At 72.3% G+C, this 21,016-nt stretch carries 22 protein-coding genes; 13 read left to right on the forward strand and 9 right to left on the reverse strand.

The genetic code is table 11. The annotated features are described in order from the left end of the window. Position 1: 1 nt before the first annotated feature. Together AB0K15_RS37640 and AB0K15_RS37645 are read right to left on the reverse strand one after the other, a co-directional pair. A complete protein-coding gene (locus AB0K15_RS37640) occupies positions 2-967 on the reverse strand; it encodes a sugar ABC transporter permease (RefSeq protein WP_364061937.1) in 966 nt (321 codons plus the stop codon). Then, positions 967-2,259: an extracellular solute-binding protein gene (locus AB0K15_RS37645; protein WP_364061940.1), complete on the reverse strand. Its 1,293-nt coding sequence runs from the start codon at positions 2,257-2,259 to the stop codon at positions 967-969. The genes AB0K15_RS37640 and AB0K15_RS37645 overlap by 1 nt, the downstream gene beginning before the upstream one ends. A gap of 133 nt (positions 2,260-2,392) precedes the next feature. On the opposite strand from AB0K15_RS37645, the gene AB0K15_RS37650 reads away from it, so the two are divergent. The 4 genes from AB0K15_RS37650 (at position 2,393) to AB0K15_RS37665 (ending at position 7,126) form a co-directional block, all read left to right on the forward strand. Next, the gene (locus AB0K15_RS37650) at positions 2,393-3,412 is read left to right on the forward strand and encodes a LacI family DNA-binding transcriptional regulator (RefSeq protein ID WP_364061943.1); all 1,020 of its coding nucleotides are present in this window, start codon (positions 2,393-2,395) and stop codon (positions 3,410-3,412) included. Further along, positions 3,409-5,703: a glycoside hydrolase family 3 N-terminal domain-containing protein gene (locus AB0K15_RS37655; RefSeq protein ID WP_364061946.1), complete on the forward strand. Its 2,295-nt coding sequence runs from the start codon at positions 3,409-3,411 to the stop codon at positions 5,701-5,703. Before AB0K15_RS37650 ends, AB0K15_RS37655 begins: the two co-directional genes overlap by 4 nt. Positions 5,704-5,791: 88 nt before the next feature. Beyond that, entirely contained in the window at positions 5,792-6,067 is a 276-nt protein-coding gene (locus tag AB0K15_RS37660; RefSeq protein ID WP_364061949.1) for a YggT family protein, read from the forward strand. Between the two features lie 135 nt (positions 6,068-6,202). Next, complete coding sequence (locus tag AB0K15_RS37665) at positions 6,203-7,126, forward strand: alpha/beta hydrolase (protein WP_364061952.1); 924 nt, start codon at positions 6,203-6,205, stop codon at positions 7,124-7,126. A 4-nt stretch (positions 7,127-7,130) separates the two neighbouring features. Here AB0K15_RS37665 and AB0K15_RS37670 read toward each other — a convergent pair whose 3' ends face one another. Next, the gene (locus AB0K15_RS37670) at positions 7,131-7,892 is read right to left on the reverse strand and encodes an SDR family oxidoreductase (RefSeq protein WP_364061955.1); all 762 of its coding nucleotides are present in this window, start codon (positions 7,890-7,892) and stop codon (positions 7,131-7,133) included. Between the two features lie 11 nt (positions 7,893-7,903). Then, entirely contained in the window at positions 7,904-8,902 is a 999-nt protein-coding gene (locus AB0K15_RS37675) for an acetamidase/formamidase family protein (RefSeq protein WP_364061958.1), read from the reverse strand. A 193-nt stretch (positions 8,903-9,095) separates the two neighbouring features. On the opposite strand from AB0K15_RS37675, the gene fdhA reads away from it, so the two are divergent. Beyond that, on the forward strand, positions 9,096-10,310 hold the full coding sequence (fdhA, locus tag AB0K15_RS37680) for a formaldehyde dehydrogenase, glutathione-independent (protein WP_364061962.1): 1,215 nt from the start codon (positions 9,096-9,098) through the stop codon (positions 10,308-10,310). Between the two features lie 47 nt (positions 10,311-10,357). On the opposite strand, the gene AB0K15_RS37685 is transcribed toward fdhA, so the two are convergent. Further along, positions 10,358-10,759, reverse strand: coding sequence for a MerR family transcriptional regulator (locus AB0K15_RS37685; RefSeq protein WP_364061965.1), 402 nt, complete (start codon positions 10,757-10,759; stop codon positions 10,358-10,360). A gap of 158 nt (positions 10,760-10,917) precedes the next feature. Here AB0K15_RS37685 and AB0K15_RS37690 point away from each other — a divergent pair, with 158 nt between their 5' ends. Next, the gene (locus AB0K15_RS37690) at positions 10,918-11,079 is read left to right on the forward strand and encodes a hypothetical protein (protein ID WP_364061968.1); all 162 of its coding nucleotides are present in this window, start codon (positions 10,918-10,920) and stop codon (positions 11,077-11,079) included. A 56-nt stretch (positions 11,080-11,135) separates the two neighbouring features. Here the strand turns inward: AB0K15_RS37690 and AB0K15_RS37695 are convergent, their stop codons facing one another. After that, a complete protein-coding gene (locus AB0K15_RS37695) occupies positions 11,136-11,675 on the reverse strand; it encodes a MarR family transcriptional regulator (RefSeq protein ID WP_364061971.1) in 540 nt (179 codons plus the stop codon). A 69-nt stretch (positions 11,676-11,744) separates the two neighbouring features. Here AB0K15_RS37695 and AB0K15_RS37700 point away from each other — a divergent pair, with 69 nt between their 5' ends. Beyond that, a complete protein-coding gene (locus AB0K15_RS37700; protein WP_364061974.1) occupies positions 11,745-12,569 on the forward strand; it encodes an oxidoreductase in 825 nt (274 codons plus the stop codon). A 195-nt stretch (positions 12,570-12,764) separates the two neighbouring features. Here the strand turns inward: AB0K15_RS37700 and AB0K15_RS37705 are convergent, their stop codons facing one another. Further along, positions 12,765-13,580, reverse strand: coding sequence for a class I SAM-dependent methyltransferase (locus AB0K15_RS37705; RefSeq protein WP_364061977.1), 816 nt, complete (start codon positions 13,578-13,580; stop codon positions 12,765-12,767). Between the two features lie 134 nt (positions 13,581-13,714). Here AB0K15_RS37705 and AB0K15_RS37710 point away from each other — a divergent pair, with 134 nt between their 5' ends. After that, on the forward strand, positions 13,715-14,374 hold the full coding sequence (locus AB0K15_RS37710; protein ID WP_364061980.1) for a helix-turn-helix domain-containing protein: 660 nt from the start codon (positions 13,715-13,717) through the stop codon (positions 14,372-14,374). On the opposite strand, the gene AB0K15_RS37715 is transcribed toward AB0K15_RS37710, so the two are convergent. Both AB0K15_RS37715 and AB0K15_RS37720 read right to left on the reverse strand, forming a co-directional pair. Beyond that, on the reverse strand, positions 14,375-15,124 hold the full coding sequence (locus tag AB0K15_RS37715) for a short-chain dehydrogenase/reductase (protein ID WP_364061983.1): 750 nt from the start codon (positions 15,122-15,124) through the stop codon (positions 14,375-14,377). A 90-nt stretch (positions 15,125-15,214) separates the two neighbouring features. Next, a complete protein-coding gene (locus AB0K15_RS37720) occupies positions 15,215-16,987 on the reverse strand; it encodes a glycoside hydrolase family 18 protein (protein ID WP_364061986.1) in 1,773 nt (590 codons plus the stop codon). Positions 16,988-17,128: 141 nt separating this feature from the next. On the opposite strand from AB0K15_RS37720, the gene AB0K15_RS37725 reads away from it, so the two are divergent. From AB0K15_RS37725 to AB0K15_RS37745, 5 genes are all read left to right on the forward strand, one after another. Further along, positions 17,129-17,461 carry a PadR family transcriptional regulator gene (locus AB0K15_RS37725; protein WP_364061989.1) on the forward strand — a complete coding sequence of 111 codons (333 nt, stop codon included), beginning with the start codon at positions 17,129-17,131 and terminating at the stop codon, positions 17,459-17,461. Continuing rightward, on the forward strand, positions 17,458-18,075 hold the full coding sequence (locus tag AB0K15_RS37730; protein WP_364061992.1) for a hypothetical protein: 618 nt from the start codon (positions 17,458-17,460) through the stop codon (positions 18,073-18,075). Before AB0K15_RS37725 ends, AB0K15_RS37730 begins: the two co-directional genes overlap by 4 nt. An 86-nt stretch (positions 18,076-18,161) precedes the next feature. Beyond that, entirely contained in the window at positions 18,162-18,485 is a 324-nt protein-coding gene (locus AB0K15_RS37735) for a hypothetical protein (protein ID WP_364061995.1), read from the forward strand. 164 nt (positions 18,486-18,649) lie between these two features. Next, a complete protein-coding gene (locus AB0K15_RS37740; protein WP_364061998.1) occupies positions 18,650-19,879 on the forward strand; it encodes a glycoside hydrolase family 18 protein in 1,230 nt (409 codons plus the stop codon). A gap of 86 nt (positions 19,880-19,965) precedes the next feature. Next, positions 19,966-21,015 (forward strand): methyltransferase domain-containing protein, encoded by a 1,050-nt coding sequence (locus AB0K15_RS37745; RefSeq protein ID WP_364062001.1) that lies wholly within the window; start codon positions 19,966-19,968, stop codon positions 21,013-21,015. The last annotated feature ends 1 nt before the right edge of the window (position 21,016 follow it).

Below are 21,016 nucleotides of genomic sequence, written 5' to 3' on the forward strand. Positions count from 1 at the left end.
GTCAGCTCACCGCCCGGGTCAGGGCACCCGCGGTGTCGCGGCGAAGCGCGAACCGCTGGTACACCAGCGCGAACACGAAGCAGATCGCGAACAGCACCACCGCCACAGCGCTGCCGAAGCCGAATTCGTAGCGCTTGAACCCGTGGTCCACGAGGTAGCTGGCCATCGTGGTCGACGCGTTGGCCGGGCCGCCGAGGGTCATGATCCACACGAGGTCGAACAGCTGCAGCGAACCGATCACGCTCAGGAAGATCCAGATCCGGATCGTCGGGCCGAGCAGCGGCAGCACCACGTGGCGCGTGGTCTGCCACGAGGTGGCGCCGTCGAGCGCGGCGGCTTCCCGCAGCTCCGGCGGCACGCCCTGCAGGCCCGCGAGCAGCAGGATGATGCCGAAGCCGAGGTACTTCCACGTCATGACCACGAACAGCGTGTACAGCACGATGCCCGGGTCCGCGAGCCACTGGTGCACGAGCCCGCCCAGGCCCACGCCGCGCAGCAGCTCGTCCACGAACCCGTTCGGCTGCAACATGAGCAGCCAGATCACGGCGGTGATCGCCTCCGAGAGCACGTACGGCGCGAACACCACCATCCGCAGGAAGGCGCGGCCCTTGAGCTTGCGGTCCAGCAGCAGCGCGATGCCGACGCTCAGCGGCAGCTGGATCACGATCGAGAGCACCGCGATGACGACGTTGTGCCAGATCGCGCCGCGGAACACCGCGCCGCCGAACGCGTCGGCGTAGTTCTGGAACCCGACGAAGTCGGTGAGCGGCCCGAATCCGTTCCACGAGTACAGGCTGTAGTACACCGCGATGCCGATGGGCACGAGCACGAACCCGGTGAACAGCACCAGCGCGGGACCGAGCAGCAGCACCAGCTCGAGCCGGGTGCGACCCCGGCGCCGCGCGGGGCGCCGGGGTGCACTGTGGACGGTCCGCGCGAGCGGCCGGGGCGGGGCGGGAGCCGCCATCACTTGTTCCCGGTGGCGGCCTGGTTCACGGCCTGCACCACCGCTTCCGGGTTGCCCTGCCCCGCGAACAGGTTCGCGACCGCGTCGTTGAGCGCCTGCCCGACGGCGGTCGGGAACGCGCGGTCGAAGTACATCTGCACGGACGACGCCTTGCGCGTCTGCTCCGCCACGGACTTCAGCGACTCGTTCTTCAACGACGCCACGGCGTCCGCGTTCACCGGCAGGCCCGAGCCGGCCTCGGCGATCTTCTGCTGCACCGGCGTGCTCGTGAGGTACTGCAGGAACCCGGCACACGCCGCCGCCGCACGCGTCGTGCACGAGAACCCGTCGCCGCCGCCGAGCAGCGCGGCGGGGTCACCCGCGGCACCGGGCACCGACGGGAAGGGGAACCAGCCGAGCTTGCTGTCGAGATCCTTGTCGTCGGTCAGCGAGGACATCGTGCTCGGGTCCCAGTCACCCTGCAGCTCCATCGCGGCCTTGCCGTTGGCGACGAGCCCGGCCGAGCTGCCGGCGCCCTGCTGGGCCGGCGTGCCGTTGAAGCCGGTCTGGAACGGCTGCGTCGCGAGGAAGCCCTGCAGGTCCTGGCCGGCCTTGACCCAGCACGGGTTCTGCAGCTTCACGGCCGCGATCTCGTCCTTGAGCACCTGCGGCGAGCACTCGCGCACGGCGAAGTAGTCGTAGTAGAAGGCGTCGGGCCAGCGGTCCTTGCCGCCGAGTGCGATGGGTGCGATGCCCGCGGCCTTCAGCTTGCCCACAGCGGCGTTGAAATCCGCCATGGTCGTCGGTGGCGCCGTGATCCCGGCCTGCGCGAACAGATCCTTGCGGTACCAGAACCCGACGACGTGCTGCACGTACGGCACGCCGTACTGCTTCCCGCCGACCTGCCAGCCCTGCGCCATCGAGCCCAGTCCGCCGATCCAGCCCTGCACCGACGACGTCAGGTCCGCCACGCGGCCCGATTCGACCTGCGAAGCCTCGTCCCCGCCGCCCCACTGCTGGTAGAGGTCCGGCGGCGTGTTCGACTGCAGCGCCAGCGGCACCTTCGTCGGAAACTCCTCGTTCTGGATCGGCTGCACCGTGAACGACACGTCGGGATGCGCCTTGTGGTAGTCGTCGGCGACCTGCTGCCACAGCGACCGCACGGGTTCCGCGGTGCCGTTGTGCCACCAGGTCAGCGTGACCGGTCCTGACGCGGCGGCCGGGCTCTCGTCGCCACCTCCCCCGCACGCGGAGAGCGTGAGCGCGGCTGCCGCGACGAGCGCGGCGAGGGGGAATCTCCGGCTGTGGCGCATGACGGATCCACTCCTGACGACTTCGGCCGAGTTGGACGGGGCGTGACGGTGCCCAGGATGGCGAAGAGTCTGCGCGTCCGAAATTCCCGTGTCAATCGTTGTCGATAACGTTTTACATCGCTAGTCTGAGCCCGTGCAGCCTCGTTCCCGTGTCACGATCCGTGACGTCGCCGCCCGTGCCGGAGTGTCGGTCGCGACGGTCTCGAAGGTGATCAACCAGCGCTACGGCGTCGCCGCCGACACGTTCGCGCGCGTTCGGGCCGTGATCGACGAGCTGGGGTACGAGGCGAGCCTCGTGGCGCAGAGCCTGCGCAACCACAAGACCAACGTGATCGGCATCCTCGTGGCCGACCTCGAGCCGTTCAGCACCGAGCTGCTCAAGGGCGCGGCGGACGCGATCCGCGGCACCGGGTTCGAGCTCGTCGTGTATTCGGCGGGCGGGCGGACCGGCGACCCCGAGGGCTGGGAGCGCCGGTACCTGTCGCGCCTGAGCGGCACGCTCGTCGACGGCGCGGTGCTCGTGACGCCCGCGGCCGAGCTCGAAGGCCTGCCGGGGACGCCCGTCGTCGCGGTGGACCCGCACACCGGGCGCTCGCCGCTGCCGGCGATCGTCTCCGACAACCTGCGCGGCGCGCAGCTGGCGACCGAGCACCTGCTGGAGCTCGGGCACCGGCGGATCGCGCTGCTCGCGGGCCGGCCGGACCTGCAATCCGCCCAGCTGCGCGAAACCGGCTACCGGCGCGCGCTGGCCGCGGCCGGCGTCGGCGTGGACGAAACCCTCGTCGTGGCCGGGGACTACGACGGCGAGCTGGCGGCCGCGTCGGCGCGGGAGCTGCTGACGCGCCCCGACCGGCCGACGGCCGTGTTCGCCGCCAACGACACCTCCGCCATCGCGACCCTGGCCGCCGCCGCGGCGCTGGGCCTGCGCGTGCCGGACGACGTGTCGGTGGTCGGCTTCGACAACATCCCCGAGTCAGCGCTGTGCACTCCCCCGCTCACCACGGTGCAGCAGCCCATCCGCGAGATGGGCCACCGTGCCATCACCGTCCTCATCGGACTGATCAACGGCGACCCCGAGGAGCGTGAGCCCGTGGTGCTCGACACGGAACTGGTGGTGCGCTCGTCGAGCGCCGCGCCGCGGGTCCGCTCATGACGACCGAGACCGCGCCCGAGCCCTGGCGCGACCCGCGGCTGCCCGTCGCCGAGCGGGTACGCGATCTCGTGGCCCGGATGACCACGCGCGAAAAAGTGGCACAGCTGTCCGGGATCTGGGTCGGGATGGACTCCGGGGGCGACGTCGCGCCGCACCAGCACGACTTCGCTCAGGACCCGCCGGACTGGGACGCGCTCGTGCCGCACGGGGTCGGGCAGCTGACCCGCGCGTTCGGCACGCGCCCGGTCGACCCGGAGATCGGCGCGCGGGGCCTCGCGCGGACGCAGGAGGAGATCGTGGCGCGCGGGCGCTTCGGCATCCCCGCCGTGGTGCACGAGGAGTGCCTCACGGGCTTGGCGGCGTGGCAGGCCACGGTGTACCCGGCGCCGCTGTGCTGGGGCGCGAGCTTCGACCCGGATCTCGTGGGGCGCATGGCTTTCCGCATCGGGGAGACCATGCGGGCGCTCGGCGTGCACCAGGGGCTCGCTCCGGTGCTCGACGTGGCGCGGGACCTGCGCTGGGGCCGCGTCGAGGAGACCATCGGCGAGGACCCGTACCTCGTGGGCACGATCGGCGCCGCCTACGTCGCCGGGCTCGAGGCGGCCGGGATCGTCGCGACGCTCAAGCACTTCGCGGGCTACTCCGCGTCGAAGGCCGGGCGCAACCTCGCGCCGGTGTCGGTGGGACCGCGCGAACTCGCCGACGTGCTGCTGCCCCCGTTCGAGCACGCGCTGCGCGCCGGGGCGCGGTCGGTGATGAACTCCTACACCGACCTCGACGGGCTGCCGGCCGCGGCTGACCCGGAGCTGTTCACCACGCTGCTGCGCCAACGCTACGGGTTCACCGGCACGGTGGTGTCCGACTACTTCTCCGTCGCGTTCCTGCACGCCCTGCACCACGTCGCCACCGGACCCGCGGACGCGGCGGGGCAGGCGCTCAATGCGGGCATCGACGTCGAGCTGCCCACAGTGGACTGTTACGGCTCGCCCCTGTTGGCCGCGCTGGCGGACGGCGGCATCGACGAGTCCCTTGTGGACCGTGCGCTGCACCGCGTGCTGACGCAGAAGTTCGAGCTGGGCCTGCTGGATCCCGAGTGGTCGCCCCACCCGGCCTCGACCGACCTGGACGACGCCGAGTCGCGGGCGCTCGCGCGGGAGCTCGCCGAGCGATCGGTGGTGCTGCTGTCGAACACCGGAGCGTTGCCGCTGCGTTCCGGTGTTCGGCTGGCGGTCGTCGGGCCACGCGCGGACGAGCCGGGCGCGATGCTCGGCTGCTATTCGTTCCCGATGCACGTCGGCGTGCACCACCCGGACGTGCCGTTCGGCCTCCACGTGCCCACGGTCGCCGAGGCGCTGCGGGAGTCGTTCGACGTCACCTTCGCCCCCGGCTGCGGCGTCACCGACGGGACCGACGAGGACCTCGCCGAGGCCGTCGAGGCGGCCGCGGCGGCGGACGTCTGCGTGGCCGTGCTCGGCGACCGCGCGGGTCTGTTCGGCGGCGGCACGTCCGGCGAAGGCTGCGACGCCGCCGACCTGCGGCTGCCCGGCCGGCAGGAGGAGCTGCTCGAAGCGGTGCTGGCGACGGGCACACCCGTGGTGCTGGTGCTGCTGTCCGGCCGGCCCTACGAGCTGTCGAGGCAGGTCGAGCGCCTGGCTGCCGTCGTGTGCGGGTTCTACCCCGGGGAAGAGGGCGCGGCGGCGCTCGCCGGGGTGCTCACGGGCCGGGTCGAGCCGTCGGGCCGCCTGCCGGTGAGCTTCCCGGCCGCCGGGGCCAGCCAGCCGTCGACCTATCTCGGCGCGGCGCTGGCCGCGCGCAGCGACGTCAGCTCGGTCGATCCCACGCCGTTGTTCCCGTTCGGCCACGGCCTCACCTACCACCCGGCCACGTGGGTTTCGGTGACCGGCGCGACCGCGTGGCCGTCGGACGGCTCGTGCCGGGTGAGCGTGACGCTGCACAACCCTCACGACACGGAGACGTCGGAAGTCGTGCAGGTCTACCTCCACGACCCGGTCGCCGAGGTGGCGCGCCCGCTGCGGCAGCTGATCGCCGCGCCGCGCGTGCCGCTCCCGCCCGGGCAGACCCGTGTGGTGCACCTGGACCTGCACGCGGACCTCGCCTCCTACACGGGCCGGGCCGGCGACCGGATCGTCGACACCGGCCCGGTGGAGCTGCGCGTGGGCCCGTCGAGCGCGATCGCGCACACCGTGCTGGCGGTGCCGATCACCGGATCGCGGCGCGTGGCAGGGTTCGACCGGGTGCTCCAGCCGCGGGTCACGGTGGTTCCCGGCTGATAACTCGCTGAGAACTCCGGCAAACGGGACACTCCGTGGGCGCTCCCGGCGTTGAGCCAGGTGAACGACCCACCCTGAGGAGTGTGTGATGAGCCTGATCGGAACGCTGGTCGGGTACGTGCTGACCCTGTTCATCCTCGTTTTGATCGCGCGCATGATCCTGGACTGGACGCGCCTGGTGACCACCGGGCCGTCCTGGCTCGGGAAGGCGCGCTACTACAGCCACCGCGCGACCGAACCCGTGATCGCGCCCGTGCGCCGCGTGCTGCGGCCCGTGCGCGCCGGCGGGCTGTCGATCGACCTCGCCTTCACCGTGGTGTTCTTCGCGGCGGTGATCGTGCGGTCCATCGCGTTCGCCCTGTGACGGCTGCCGGCCGCGCGGGCGAGGGGCAGCACCGTCCCGGAGTGCGAAATCGGTCCGGATGCCGGGAAAACACCACCTCGTCCCGCTTCCTGGTACGGCTACCGGTCGGAGGCCGGGGTGGGTGATAGTCGGCTCGTGACCCAGGTGCTCCCCGCTCTCCCGCAGACGGCCCCGCCGGACCCCGAGCCCGCCGCCGGCAGGGTGCTCTACCGCGACGCCGTGGTCGCTCCCCTGCTCGGCTACCGGCCGGTGCTGCTCGACCTCGCCGTGCCGGCCGGTCCGCCGCCGCCCACCGGGTGGCCGGTGGTCGTGTTCGTGCACGGGGGCGCGTTCGCGCTCGGTTCGCCCAAGCACGCGCCGCTCGGGCGCCACCTCGCGCAGCGCCTGCCCGCGGCCGGGTTCGCCGTGGCTTTGGTCCCGTTCAGGCACAGCCGCGAAGCGGTGTACCCGGCGCAGCTGCACGACGTGAAGGCCGCGGTGCGCTGGCTGCGGCACCACCACACGACGCTCGCGCTGGACCCGGACCGGTTCGCCGCGTGGGGCCACGCCGCGGGCGGGCACCTCGCGGTGATGCTCGCCGTGACCGGCGGCCGGCCCGAACTGGAAGGCGACATCGGCGTGCTCGGCCCGGACAGCGGCGTGCAGGCGGCCGTGGCGTGGAGCCCGCCGTCGGACTTCACGCGGCTGCCGCCGCCTCCGCCGAGCTCACCGTTCCACGCCACCGGCGAAGACCCGCACGCGTGGCTGCTCGGCGGCGCGCCCGCGCAGCACCCGGCGCTCGCCGCCGCGGCCAGCCCGCTCACGCACGTGAGCGAGTCCGCCGCGCCGCTGCTGGTCGTGCACGGCACCGCCGACGACGTCGTGCCCATCACGCAGAGCGAAACCCTCGTCGCCACGTACTGGCAGGCAGGCGCCGACGCCGAGTTCACGTGGCTCGAGGACACCGGCCACGTCTACGGCCTCGGTACCCGCGAAACCATGACCACCGCGGGCATCGGCTTCCTCCGCGAACGGTTCGGTGCTCCGAGCCCGAGGACCCGGAGCACCGAACAGAACTGAAGACCTACAGCTGCACACCGCGCGTCAGCGCACCGTCGGCCACCAGGTTGGTGCCGGTGATGAACGACGCCAGCGGGCTGGCCAGCACGGTCACCGCGTAGGCGATCTCCTCCGGGGTGCCCATGCGGCCCATCGGGTTGAGGCCCAGGGCCTGGTTGAACAGCTCCGGGTTGCCGCTCTCGGTGCTGTGCCAGATGCCGCCCTCGAAGTAGGTGTTGCCGGGCGAGACCGTGTTGGCGCGGATGCCCTTCGGGGCCAGCTGGAACGCCAGGCCCTGGATGTAGTGCACGACCGCGGCCTTCATGGTGCCGTACGCGGGGGCGGCGAAGTCGATCTCGCGGCCCGAGACGCTGGAGATGGCGATGATCGAGGCGGCCTCGCTGCGTTCCAGGTGCGGGAGCGCCGTCTCGGCGACGCGCACCGTGTGCATGAGGTCGACCTCGAAGCTGGAGCGCCAGTTCTCCTCGGTCGGGCCGATGGACAGGGCGCTGACGTTCGCCACCACGATGTCGAGGCCGTCCAGGTCGGCCGCGGCACGCTCGACCCACGCGGTCAGCGCCTCGCCGTCGGCGACGTCCACGGCCTCGCCCGACACCGTCGCGCCCGCGTCGCGGAACTCCTTCTCGGTGGCGCGCACCTCGGATTCGGTGCGCGCGCAGAACGCCACCGCGGCGCCCTCACCCGCGAGCGAGGCGACGACCGCGCGCCCGATCCCCTTGGTACCGCCGGTCACCAGGGCTTTGCGCCCGGCCAGCCGCAGATCCATGCGTTTTCCTCCTAGAGCTTCGCGGCCTGCTCGCGCAGGTACCGGTGCATTCCGCCGTAGGCCTCGCCCGTGGGCAGCAGGCGCTTGGCGATCTTGGTGACGGCGCTGTAGTTCGCGTCGACGACGTTGGCCAGCGGGGCCTGGCTGATCTGCGTGAGCAGCTGGTAGGCGTCGAGCGGGTCGAGCCCGTAGAGCTCGCCGAGCCAGCCGATCATGCCGTGCTGGCTCGAGCGCCACGCGTCCTCCAGCGGGCGCGAGGACGCGACGACCACGTAGTTCTCGTCCTGCTCGATGCGCGGCCACACCGGGGCACCGCCCTTGATCAGCTCCACGATCAGCGTCACGTTCATGGCGCCTTCCACGGCCGTGCCGCAGGCCTCGCCCTCACCCTGGCGGTAGTGCCCGTCGCCGACCGAGAACAGCGCGCCCGGCACGTTCACGCCGAGGTAGCAGGTGCTGCCCGCCTTCATCTCCGGCGTGTCCATGTTGCCGCCGAACATGTCCGGCACCAAGGACGTGCGGACCTCCCGCCCGGCCGGCGCGACACCCACCGTGCCGAGCATCGGCTCCACCGGCAGGTCCACGCGGAAGTCGCCGCGCAGCGCCTCGAACACCACGACCTGCTTCTCGCGGTCGAGCTGGTAGATCCAGGTCAGCTCGGGCAGCGGCTCGTGCAGCATCGCCGTGCGGTCGGTGGCGGTGAGCCCGCCGAAGAACGGGATGGTCGCCGACGCGGCCCAGTCGCGCGCCGGTTCCAGGTCCACGAAGTGCAGCGCCAGTGTGTCACCGGGTTCCGCGCCGTCCACAAAGAACGGTCCCGTCTGCGGGTTGACCTCGCGCATGTCGAGCTTCTCGCTCGGCTTGTCCGACGCGCTCTGCAGCCGGCCGCTGAACGCGTCCTCCGTCCACAGTTTCAGCACCGTGCCGGGTTTCACCTTCCGGATGGGGGCGACCCCGCCGAAGGTCCACGCGTACTGCTCGCGTTCGGGGGTGAACTCGACGATCTCCACGCTGGCTCCTCATGCCGAAGGCTGCACTCGACCGGCCCCCCGCCGCGGTCGATCTTGCCGACCCGAGCGGCCGCGGGCAAGTCAGCGCGCCGGTGTCCGTGACGGGGTTAGCATGGAACGCCTGACGTGACGGGGAGACCCAACGCCGCGCCAAACCTGTTCACCGACGAACGAGGAAGGCGGCAAGAAATTCATGGCAGGCAACAAAGCGGTCAGTTATGTAGGCCCGGGCAAGGTCGAGGTCGACACGATCGAGTACCCCGGCTTCGTGCTCAAGGACGGGCCGGGGGTGAACCCGGCGAACGTAGGCCGGGAAACCCAGCACGGTGTGATCCTGAAAAACGTCGCGACCAACATCTGCGGCTCCGACCAGCACATGGTCCGCGGCCGCACGACGGCACCGCAGGGACTGGTGCTGGGCCACGAGATCACCGGAGAGGTGATCGAGACCGGTCGTGACGTGGAGTTCATCAAGGTGGGCGACCTGGTTTCGGTGCCCTTCAACATCGCGTGCGGACGCTGCCGCAACTGCAAGGAGGGCAAGACGGGCATCTGCCTGAACGTGAACCCGGACCGGCCGGGTTCGGCCTACGGCTACGTCGACATGGGCGGCTGGGTCGGCGGCCAGGCGGAGTACGTGATGGTGCCCTACGCCGACTGGAACCTGTTGAAATTCCCGGACCGCGACCAGGCGATGGAGAAGATCCTCGACCTCACGATGCTCTCGGACATCTTCCCGACCGGCTTCCACGGCTGCGTCACGGCGGGTGTCACGGTGGGGTCGACGGTCTACGTGGCGGGAGCCGGCCCGGTGGGGCTGGCCGCGGCCGCGTCGGCGCAGCTGCTCGGGGCCGCGGTGGTGATCGTGGGCGACCTCAACGCCGAACGGCTCGCGCAGGCCCGCAGCTTCGGCTGCGAGACCATCGACGTGTCGCAGGGCGACCCGAAGGACCAGCTCGCCGCGATCGTGGGCGAGCCGGAGGTCGACTGCGCGGTGGACGCCGTCGGGTTCGAGGCGCGCGGGCACGGGCGCGAGTCGGCGACCGAGCACCCCGCGACGGTGCTCAACTCGCTGATGGACCTCACGCGCGCGGGCGGGGCGTTGGGCATCCCCGGCCTGTACGTGACGGGCGATCCCGGGGCCGGCGACGAGGCGGCGCGCCACGGCTCGCTGTCGATCCGGATCGGGCTGGGCTGGGCGAAGTCGCACTCGTTCACCACGGGCCAGTGCCCGGTGATGAAGTACCACCGGAAGCTGATGATGGCGATCCTGAACGACCGCGTGCAGATCGCGAAGGCCGTGAACGCGACGCCGATCAGCCTCGGCGACGCGCCGCGCGGCTACCACGAGTTCGACCAGGGCGCGGCACGCAAGTACGTGCTCGACCCCCACGGTCTGCTCAACTGAGCACCATCCGGTGGAGCGGCGCCGCGGCGCCGCTCCACCGGCTCGGCTCAGACCCGCGCCAGGTCTTCGGCCGGTTCCGGAACGGGCTGTTCGAGCGCGGCGCCGTACAAGGCGATCTTCGTCCGGATGTGCTCCTGGTGCCCGCGCAGCCGGTCGATCTGCTCGGCCACGCGCGTCTCGTGGTCCTGCAGCACGGCGAGGCGTTCGGCCTGGGTGTCGTCGCCCTCGCGCAGCAGCTCCACGTAACGCAGCATCTCCGCGATCGGCATCTCCGTGTCGCGCAGGCAGCGCAGCAGGTGCAGGAACCGCAGGTCGTCCTCGGTGAAGCGACGGCGCCCACCCGTGGTGCGGTGGACGTCGCGCAGCAGGCCGATGCGCTCGTAGTAGCGGAGCGTGTCGATGGTGAAGCCGGTCCGGGCGGTCACTTCGGCGGGTGAGTAGGAATCCACCCGTCCAGACTCCCACCTGGAGCGCGCTCCAGGTCAAGCTCCGGGTCCGGGTCGTTGCGCTGGGCGGCGCTCGACCGAGCGCGCGCCGACGAGCAGGCCCGCGATGCCGGGCCGTCGTGAGCGCCCCGTGCATTCCGACCTGCGCCGGCGTGTGGCCGGTGCGCACGGCAAACGACGAAGCCTCGCGCGCGGTGTCCCGCAGCTACATCGACACGGGCGGCAGCGAGGAGTCCGTCGGCGAGGCGAAGCAGCTCAGGGACACGCTCGGGGCGCCGGAGCTGGGCCTGCCGGCGGGGTGCTCGACCGGCTCACGGACGTGAGCCGGTCGAGCTGCCGTTCCCGCACGACATCCTCGCCCGGTTGCGGTGACCGCCGATCAGGCCTCGCCGCCGAGCCGGTCCACTGTGGACGCCGGGCCGAACTCCGATTCGAAGCGCGCCAGGAGATCGGCGAGCAGCGTGTTGAGGGTCGCCAGGCGGTCGGGTTCGAGGGCGCCCGCGAAGAGGCCGCGTTCGTCGTCGGTGCGCTGTTTCGTCGCGGCGGCCCAGCGGGCGCGGCCCTTGCGGGTGAGGCGGATCGGGCGGCGGCGGCCGTCGGCGGCCGGGACGCGTTCGACCAGTCCCGCGCGGGCGAGCCGGTCGATGCGGACGCTGACGGTGCCCGACGTGACGCCCAGCAGGTCACCGAGCTCCTTGGGGGTGAGCACGGGTGGCTCACCGGAGCGGTGCAGGGCCGAGAGGGCCTGCCAGTCGCCGGGCGTGAGGTCGTGGTCGGCGGCCGCGCGGCCCAGCACCTGCTCGAACTGCCGCGACAGCCGCCCGATCCGCTGGCGCGCGGCCTCGACGTCCGCGTCGACCCCGGCGGGCATCACGCGCAGCCACGCCGCGAGGCCGGCGCCGACCGAGTCCTGGTCCACTGGACACTCCCTTGAGTCTCAAGGTAGTTTGGTTTGAGTATCAAGATACCGCGAATCGAGGAGACGGACATGAGCCGGGTCTGGTTCATCACGGGCACGAGCGCCGGTTTCGGGCGGGTGCTCGCCGAGGCGGTGCTCGCGCGCGGCGAGCGGGTGGTCGCGACCGCGCGGGACGTCGAGTCGGTGAAGGACTTCGCCGAGCGGGCGCTCGTCGCGCGCCTGGACGTGACCGACCCAGCGTCGATCCGCTCGGCCGTCGACGCCGCGCTCGCCGAGTACGGGCAGATCGACGTGCTCGTGAACAACGCGGGCCACGGTCTCATCGGCGCGCTCGAGGAGCTCACCGACGAGCAGACGCGCAAGGTCATGGAGACCAACGTGTTCGGTGTGCTCGCCGTGACGCGCGCCGTGCTGCCGCACATGCGCGCGCGGCGCAGCGGGCACATCGTGCAGCTCTCCTCCGTGGGCGGCGTCGTCGGCAACCCGGGCCACGCGATCTACGCGACGTCGAAGTTCGCACTGGAAGGCATGTCCGAGGCCCTCGCCGGCGAGGTGGGGCCGCTCGGGATCCGCGTCAGCATCGTCGAGCCGGGCCCCTTCCGCACCGAGTTCGCCGGCCGCTCCATGACGTTCGCCGACCCGATCGCCGACTACGCCGACACCCCCGCCGGGCGGCTGCGCTCGCAGTTCTCCGCACAGGACGGGCACCAGCCCAACGATCCGGCCCGCGCCGCCGCGGCCATCCTCACGCTCGTCGACACCCCCGGCGCACCACTGCGGCTGCCCCTAGGCCCGGAGGCGGTCACGCGGATCAGGGCGAAGCTGGAGAAACAGCTGGCGGACCTCGCGGAGTGGGAGGCGGTCGCGCTGGACACGCGGTATCCGGACGCGTGAATCCGCGCGCTCGGGCCGCAGCCCGGCAGGAGCCGACACGCGCGCGGGCGGCGCCCTCGCGGGAGCCAGGTGCCTGAGACGGTTCAGCACCCGGCTCCCCCGGCTGCGCCGTAGCACCTCCCGCGACCGCCACGTGGGTGCGCCGGACCGGTGGGCACCGGGCGCGCGCAGCCCCAGACGTGGTCACGCCCCAGGTCAGAAGCGGTAGCGCAACACGCACGTCCCCCGCCTCGCCACCGCCGTGCTGCGCGCGGCCAGGCGGGTGAACCAGCGCAGCGCGAGCGGCTGCGACGCGACCTCGGGCGCGCGGGAAGCGAACTGCTCGTCGACCAGCTCCAGCTTCGGCACCCAGCGCTGCGGGACGCGCGGGTCGTCGAAGCCGGGGTTGGCCACGACGCCCGCGATGGAATCGGTGCCGCCGTAGTGCTTGATGGCCCAGACGTGGAAGCGCGTGTAGCTGTTGAACGCGATCTCGCCCACCGGGAAGCGGCCGGCGATCCCGGCGAGCAGGGCGACGAACGCGTCCTGCGGCAGGAAGGCGACGAGCCCGTCGGCGACCGCCACGGCGGGCCGGCCGGCCGGAATGCGCTCGAGCCACGCCGGGCCGGTGAGGTCGGCGGCCATCAGGTGTGCGTTCGCGGGCCGGGACAGGAGCCGTTCGCGCACCGAGACCACGGCCGGCAGGTCGAGGTCGTACCAGTCCACTGTGGAGGGTGGTCGCACGCGTTCGATCCGGCCGTCGAGGCCGCAGCCGAGCTCCAGCACCACGGCGTCGGGGTGGCGGCCGACGAACGAGCGCACCACGTCGTCGAGCATGCGCGAGCGCACGGCGATGTCGAACACCTGACTCTTCGCCAGCGGCCCCGCGGCGGGGTCGTGCCCGAGTGCCGCCACGACGCCCGCGGCCGTCGGGTCGCCGAGCACCGGATGGGGTGCGCGGGCGTCGAGCGCGCGGCCGTCGAGGGTGAGGTACAAGCTGTTCTCCACCGCGGTGAACGCCGTCGCGTCCATGGTGACCCCCTTTCCCGATCGGGAAACTACGACTGTCCACCGGGGTCCGTCAACTCGGGTTTTCCCTGTGTTGCAATGGCTGTCACGAGTGCAACGGGGCGTCCGCGTTGCAATGACGGCGTACGCTCGGGCGCATGCCGGGAAGCCGTCTGACCCACGAGGACCGCCGATCCGTCGCCGAGGGGCTGAAAGCCGGGCTCGCCTACGCCGAGATCGCGCGGCTCCTCGGGCGGCCGACGTCGACCGTGAGCCGGGAGGTCCGGCGCAACGGCGGCCCGCGCGGCTACCGCGCCGACCACGCCCAGGAGGCCACGCACGAGCGGGGCCGGCGCGTGCCCACGGGCGCTCCGGCGGTGAGCGGGTTCGAGGAGAGGTTCACGGAGATGATGGTCCGCACCGGACTCCCGCGGATGCCGGCCCGCGTGCTCGCCACGCTCCTCACCAGCGACCGGCGCGCGCTCTCGGCGGCGGACCTCGTGACGCGCGTGCGCGTGAGCCCGGCGTCGGTGTCCAAGGCGATCGCGTACCTGGAGCAGCTCGAGCTCGTCCGGCGCGTCAGCGAGCCCGGCCGCCGTGAGCACTACCGGGTCGACGACGACGCCTGGTACCGCTCGTGCCGTCGCGAAGCCGACGTCTGCACCGCGTGGGCCACCTCGGCGCGCGAGGGCGCCGACCTGCTGGCCGGCTCCCCCGCCGCCGCGCGGCTGGCCGCGATGGGCGACTACTTCGACCACGTCGGCCGCGACCTCGCCGATTCGGCCGAACGGTGGCGGCACGTCTTCGCCGCCGGGTGATCAGGACGCGGCGGACAGCCCGCCGTCGATGGTCACGATGGTGCCGCTGATGTAATCGGCGCGGGCCGAGGCCAGGAAGGCCACGAGGTCGGCGACCTCGCCCGGCTCGGCGACGCGGCGCGAGGGCAGCGCGGCGAAGCTCGCGTCGACGTCGTCGTTGGCCGCCCGCATGGTGGCGATCCGCTCGGTGGCCACCGGGCCGGGGTTCACGCCGACCACGCGCACTCCGTCGCGCGGGCCCTCGGCGCCGAGCGCGCGCGTGAAGGCCATCAGCGCCGCGTTGCCCGCACCGCCGGCGATGTACTCCGGCTTCGGCCGCTCGCCGCCGGCGCCGATCACGTTGACGATCACGCCGCGGCCCTGCACGCGAAGCCGCGCGTAGACGAGCCGGGTGAGGTCGACGCAGCCGAAGACCTTGAGGTCCCACGCGTGCCGCCACCGGTCGGCGCCGACCTGGTCCAGCGTGCCGGCCGGGATGTCACCGGCGTTGTTCACGAGGATGTCGGCGTCGGCCGTGGCCTCGGCGAGCCGTTCGAGATCGGCGGTTTCGCGCAGGTCGACGACGTGCACGGTCACCTCTACCCCGTGCGCATCCCGCAGCTTCCTGGCGAGGGCTTCGAGCGCGTCGCCGCTGCGCGCGGCCAGGTGCAGGTGGCTGCCCTCGGCGGCGAGCACCTCGGCCACGGCCGCGCCGATGCCTTTCGACGCGCCGGTCACCAGGGCACGCCTGCCGCGGAGTTTCAGGTCCATCGCTCGTCCTCACGATCTTCGCCGGTGGTCCCCAGTCTGCCGAAGGTCACCGGCGGCCCGCCATGTCTCGTGGGTCTCAGGCGGGGCGTCTCAGGGGAGCGTGTCCAGGAAGGGCGCGTGCGCGTTCTGGAACGCCCAGCCCGAGAAGTGGTCCCAGTTGATCGACCACGTCATGAGGCCCCGCAGGCCCGGCACGGTGCCGCCGCGCAGGGTGTAGCCGCCGCAGCCCGTGCCCTTCGTGAGGCAGGTCAGGGCCGTCTGCACGTCGGCGGGGGCGGTGTAGCCGTTGCCCGCGTTGCCGGTGGCCGGCACGCCCAGGGCGATCTGGTCGTCGCGCAGGCCGGGGAAGAACGCGCCGCCGGCGACGGGGAAGCCGGCCTTGAGCATGTCGGTCATCGCGATGTGGAAGTCGGCGCCGCCCATGCTGTGGTACTGGTTGTCGAGGCCCATGACCGGCCCGGAGTTGTAGTCCTGAACGTGCAGCACGGTCAGCGAGTCGCGCAGGGCGTTGATCACCGGCAGATACGCGCCGGTGCGCTGGTCGCCGGCCGAAGAGCCGCCGTAGAACTGGTAGCCGACCTGCACGAAGAACGTCTCGGGCGCCATCGTGAGCACGAACCCGCTGCCGTAACGGGCCTTCAGCGTCTTGAGCGCGGAGATCAGGTTCACCACGACCGGGGTGGTCGGGTTGCGGAAGTCGGTGTCGCCCGCGTTCAGCGACAGCGAGTGGCCCTCGAAGTCGACGTCGAGCCCGTCGAGGCCGTACTTGTCGATGATCGCGGAGACGGAGCTGACGAACGCGTCGCGCGCGGCCGTGGTGGTGAGCTGCACCTGGCCCTTCTCGCCGCCGATGGAGATGAGCACCTTCTTGCCTTGCGCCTGCTTCGCGCGGATCGCCGCGATGAAGTCGGCGTCGCTCTCCACGCCGGCGCATTCGGTCGCCGGGCAGCGGTTGAAACGGATCTCGCCGGACGTCGGCGTGGTCGGCTCGCCGAACGCGAGGTCGATGATGTCCCACGCGTCGGGCACGTCGGCCATGCGGACGTAGCCGGAACCGTTGGCGAAGCTGGCGTGCAGGTAGCCGATGAGCGCGTGCTTCGGCAGGCCGGCGTTGGTGCAGCCGCCGGTGCTGCCCGACACGGTGGCGCTGCGCGGCGACTCCCCCGCCGCGTTGTACGCGGCGACGGTGTAGCTGTGCGTGGTGCACGGCGACAATCCGGTCAACGTCGCCGAGGTGCCCGTGACCGTGGTGCGCAGCGTGCCGTCCTCGTAGACGCGGTAGCCGGTCACGGTGCCCGCCGGCGCGGTCCACGTCAGGCCGATCGAGGTGCTGGTGACCGCGCCCGGCCGGAGCGCGGCCGGCGCGCTCGGCGCACCGGCGGTGCCGCCACCCGGGCCGTCGAGGCTGACGTCGTCGGCGTAGTAGGTGCCGCCGCCGTACCAGCCGTGCAGGTAGAGCTGCGCGGAGGTCTGGCTCGTGCCCGTGGTGAACGACAGCGCCAGGCGGGTGTAGTCGCCCGAGCCCGCCCAGGTCGAAGGCCCTCCGGTGACGCCAAGGTAGACCGGATTGCCCCGCACCCACGCCTCCACGGCGTACGTCGTGTCCGGCCGCACGGACACCGTCTGGCTGCACTGGCCGGTGTCCGCCGCGGACGCCGTCACGGCCAGCGCTCCCGCGCCCGAACGCACCGGCGAAGCCACGGTGGCCGCCCCGCTGGCGCACTCCCACCCGGCCGTCGACCCGGCGTCGAACCCGGGGTTGACCAGCAGGGTCGCGGCCCCGGCACTACCGGGCACGGCCACGAGCCCACCCAGGGCCACGGCGACCGCGGCCAGGAACAGGGACAGTCGGGAACGCCTCATCGCGTACCTCCGGCTTCGGCGGGGAGGAACCCATTGTCTGGACCAATATGCGAAATGTCCAGACCACTCCTCGAAGGACACCCGGACGCCGAGCCGCGGGCGGGACTTCTGCCGAAGAGGGGGGCTAGGTAGAGTTCTTGCGTGGCCGGTCCACGGATGGCCCTCCCGACGCAGCTGGTGCTCCACACGATGCTGCGGGAACCCGCCCAAGAGCTGTACGGGCTCGAGATCTGCGCTGCCGCCGGGCTGCCCAGCGGCACGATCCACCCGATCCTCGCGCGCCTCGAGAAGGCGGGCTGGCTGCGGTCGCGGTGGGAGGAAGCGGATCCGGCGCAGGCGGGCCGGCCGCGACGGCGCTACTACCGGCTCGACCCCGACGGGCTCGAGAATGCGCGGGACGCGTTGCACCGCGCGGAAACGTCGGCGCGCGCGTTGACGCGGCTGCGTCCGGGCCTGACGGGGGACGCGCGGTGAACCCGCCCCTCGACCTGTTGCTGGGCCTGGACCGGATGCTCGGCCGGACCCACGACGACGTCGCCGCGAACCTGCTGCCCCACTTCAGCATTTCGCGGCGGATGGTGGACCTGCCCGTGGTCGCGCCGCGGCTGCGCGAGCTGTGCCGTGAGCTCGAGGTGCTGGCCGACCTCGCGGGCCCCGCCGAGCTCCCTCCTTCGCTGGGCAACGCGCAGTCCTACGCGTGGCGCGCGCTGGCCCTCGTGGGTGACAGCACCGACCGGGCCGACCACGACCTCGCGAGGCGTTGCGTGACCGAGCTGGTGGACCAGCTCGACCTGGCGCGCTCCGACGTCGTCCGAGTGCTCACCGAACACGGCCTCGGTACGCGCCGCCCCCGCTGGAGCGGCTGGGCGGGGCCGGGCGCGACACGCACGCAGGTCATCGCCTTCTCCCGGATCACGGCCACCTGCGCGGCGGCGTTGCTGCCGGCCGGGAGCCGGGCCGAGTACGCCGAGCTGTTCCTCTCCGAACTGCGCGACCTCGCCGAGGCACGCAGCGGCCGGTGGGCCCAGGTGCGCTACGCCTGCCGGGTGCTCCTGCGCGCGCCCCGGCTGCGGCGCGCGCTGGGCTGAGCCCCTGCGGGTCGCCGGTGACACCGGTGAGCGGGCGAAATAGGCTGAGCCCGTCCGAAGGTTTCACGAACGGAGAGTGCCGGCTGATGTCCGACAGCTACACCGCAGCGATCGTCCCCTCGCCCGAGGCCGGGGTGCGGCTGCGTCCCGAGGGAGGCGAGCTGCCGACCGACGCGAACGACGTCAACCTGCTCGGCATGGCCATCGCGCTGGCACTCGGGCGAGCCGGGTACGAGCACCACCCCGAGCCGCGCGACCCGCAGCTGCAGACGCTCGACGCGCTGATCGCCGGCGACACCGTGATGCCGTGGCGCCGGCCCGGTGACGAGACCGGCGAGACCGACGAGCAGCAGCTCACGTGCACCCGCGGCGCCGGCGGCGCGTGGCGCTGCGAGGTCAAGTCCGCCTGAGCCGCCGCGGCACCCTGGCCCGAGCGGCCCGGAGCGCCGCGCCTGGTCCCCCGCGCTGCCCGAACGGGCCGCGGTGCTGCCCGCTCTCCCGGCGAACCCTGTCCCCAATGGTCTGGACCTGTTAGCGTCCGGCGGTCTTCTTCCCCGTCGAAGGGAAAACGATCGTGCTGAGACGTCTGGTCACGGCCGGGGCCGGGGCGGCCCTGGTACTCGCCTCGCTCGCAGCGCCGGCAACGGCGACCACACCGGCACCCGCCCCGGCCGCGGCGAATCACCAGCCGGACCACAAGGTCATGGCCTACTTCGCCGACTGGGACGTGTACGCCCGCAACTACCACGTCAAGGACATCGAGACCTCCGGCTCCGCCGCGAAGCTCACCCACATCAGCTACGCGTTCGGCACCGTCTCGGCCGGCCAGTGCGCGTTCGGCGACGAGTGGGCCGACGCCGACCAGCCCTACGACGCCGCCACGAGCGTCGACGGGCAGGCCGACAGCACGGCACCCGGTGCGTTGCACGGCAGCTTCAACCAGCTCCTCCAGCTCAAGAAGCTGCACCCGAACCTGAAGATCGTCTGGTCGTTCGGCGGCTGGACCTTCTCCCCCGGCTTCACCGAGGCCGCGAAAGACCCCGCGAAGTTCGCGGACTCCTGCTACGCCCTCGTGAACGACCCGCGCTGGGCCGGGCTCTTCGACGGCATCGACGTCGACTGGGAGTACCCCAACGCGTGCGGCCTCGAATGCGACGTCAGCGGCCCCGCCGCCTTCACCAAGGTCGTCCAGGCGCTGCGCGCCAGGTTCGGGAAGCAGCTCGTGACCGCGACGATCACCGCGGACGGCACGTCCGGCGGCAAGATCGACGCCACCGACTACGCGGGCGCGAGCCGCTACCTCGACTGGTACAACGTGATGACCTACGACTACTTCGTCGCCGGCGCCGCCCCGACCGGTCCCACCGCGCCGCATTCGCCGCTGCGCTCCTACTACGGCATTCCCACCGCGGGGTTCTACGCCGACGCCGCCATCCAGAAGCTACGCGGTGACGGCGTGCCGTCGGCGAAGCTCTTGCTGGGCCTCGGGTTCTACGGCCGCGGCTGGGACGGCGTCACGCAGAAGCAGCCCGGCGGCACCGCGACCGGCCCGGTGAAGGGCACCACCACGGGCGAGGACGGCGTCGAGGACTACAAGGTCCTGAAAACCACGTGCCCGTCCAACGGCCTGATCGCCGGCACCGCCTACGCGAAGTGCGGCTCGCAGTGGTGGAGCTACGACACCCCGGCGACGGCGTCGGCCAAGGCCGGCTACGCGCAGTCGCAGGGGCTCGGCGGCGTCTTCGGCTGGGAGCTGTCCGGCGACACCACGAACGCCGAGCTGCTCTCCGCGATCGCCCGCTGATCGCCGCCGGGGCCCGGGCCACGACCCCGGGCCCCGGTGAAAAGCCCGTCGTTGTCCGGTTCGGGCGGCTCTGCGAATACTGGGTGATGCCCGAAGACCCCGCCGAAGCCATGGCGGCGCGCGTGTTCGACGCCGCCGTCGCGACTTCCGACCTCATCGCGATCGCGCTCGGCGACCGCCTCGGCTACTACCGCTCCCTCGCCGGCGGCGACCGCACGCCCGCCCAGCTCGCGGAGACGACCGGGACCGACGAGCGGTGCGCCCGCGAATGGCTCGAACAGCAGGCGGTGTCGGGGTTCCTGGAAGTCACCGGAGCCGACGAAGAGCGGCACTACCGCTTCGCCCCCGGCGCCGAGACGGTGCTCGCCGACCAGGACGCGCTCGCCTACCTCAGCCCGCTCGCGCGCCAGCTCGTGAGCGCCGCCGGGCACGTGCCCGAGGTCGCGGAGGCATTCCGCACCGGCCACGGTTTCCCGTGGGCCGGCTACGGCGCCGACATGCGGGAATCGCAGGCGGCGCTCAACCGTCCGGGTTTCCTGCACCTGCTGGCGCCCCAATGGCTGCCCGCGATGCCCGACGTGCTCGTGCGCCTGGCCGACGGTCCCTCGCGCGTCGCCGACATCGGCTGCGGTGGCGGCTGGGCCGCGATCGCCCTGGCGCGCGCGTTCCCCCGGACCCGCGTCGACGCGTACGACCTCGACCCAGCGTCGGTGGAGCTCGCCCGGACCAACGTCGCCGAAGCCGGCCTCGCCGACCGGATCACCGTGCACCGCCAGGACATCGGCACGGTCGAAGCCGAACCGTACGACCTCGTGATGGCCTTCGAATGCCTGCACGACCTGCCCTACCCGGTGCGCGCGCTCGCGGCGATGCGCGGCCTCGGCGGGCCGGTGCTCGTGGCCGACATGAAGGTCGCCGACGAGTTCACCGCACCCGGCGACGCGGTCGAGCGGCTGATGTACGGCTTCAGCGTGGCGATCTGCCTGCCCGACAGCATGAGCAGCCCGAGCTCGGCCGCCACCGGCACCGCGATCCGCCGCTCGACCGTCGAGGCCTACGCGCGCGAGGCCGGGTTCGACCGCGTCGAGACCCTGCCGATCGACCACGACATGTGGCGCTTCTACCGGCTCGGCTGAG

It is taken from the genome of Amycolatopsis sp. NPDC049253 (genome assembly GCF_040678995.1).
In the GTDB taxonomy this organism is placed as follows: Bacteria; Actinomycetota; Actinomycetes; order Mycobacteriales; family Pseudonocardiaceae; genus Amycolatopsis.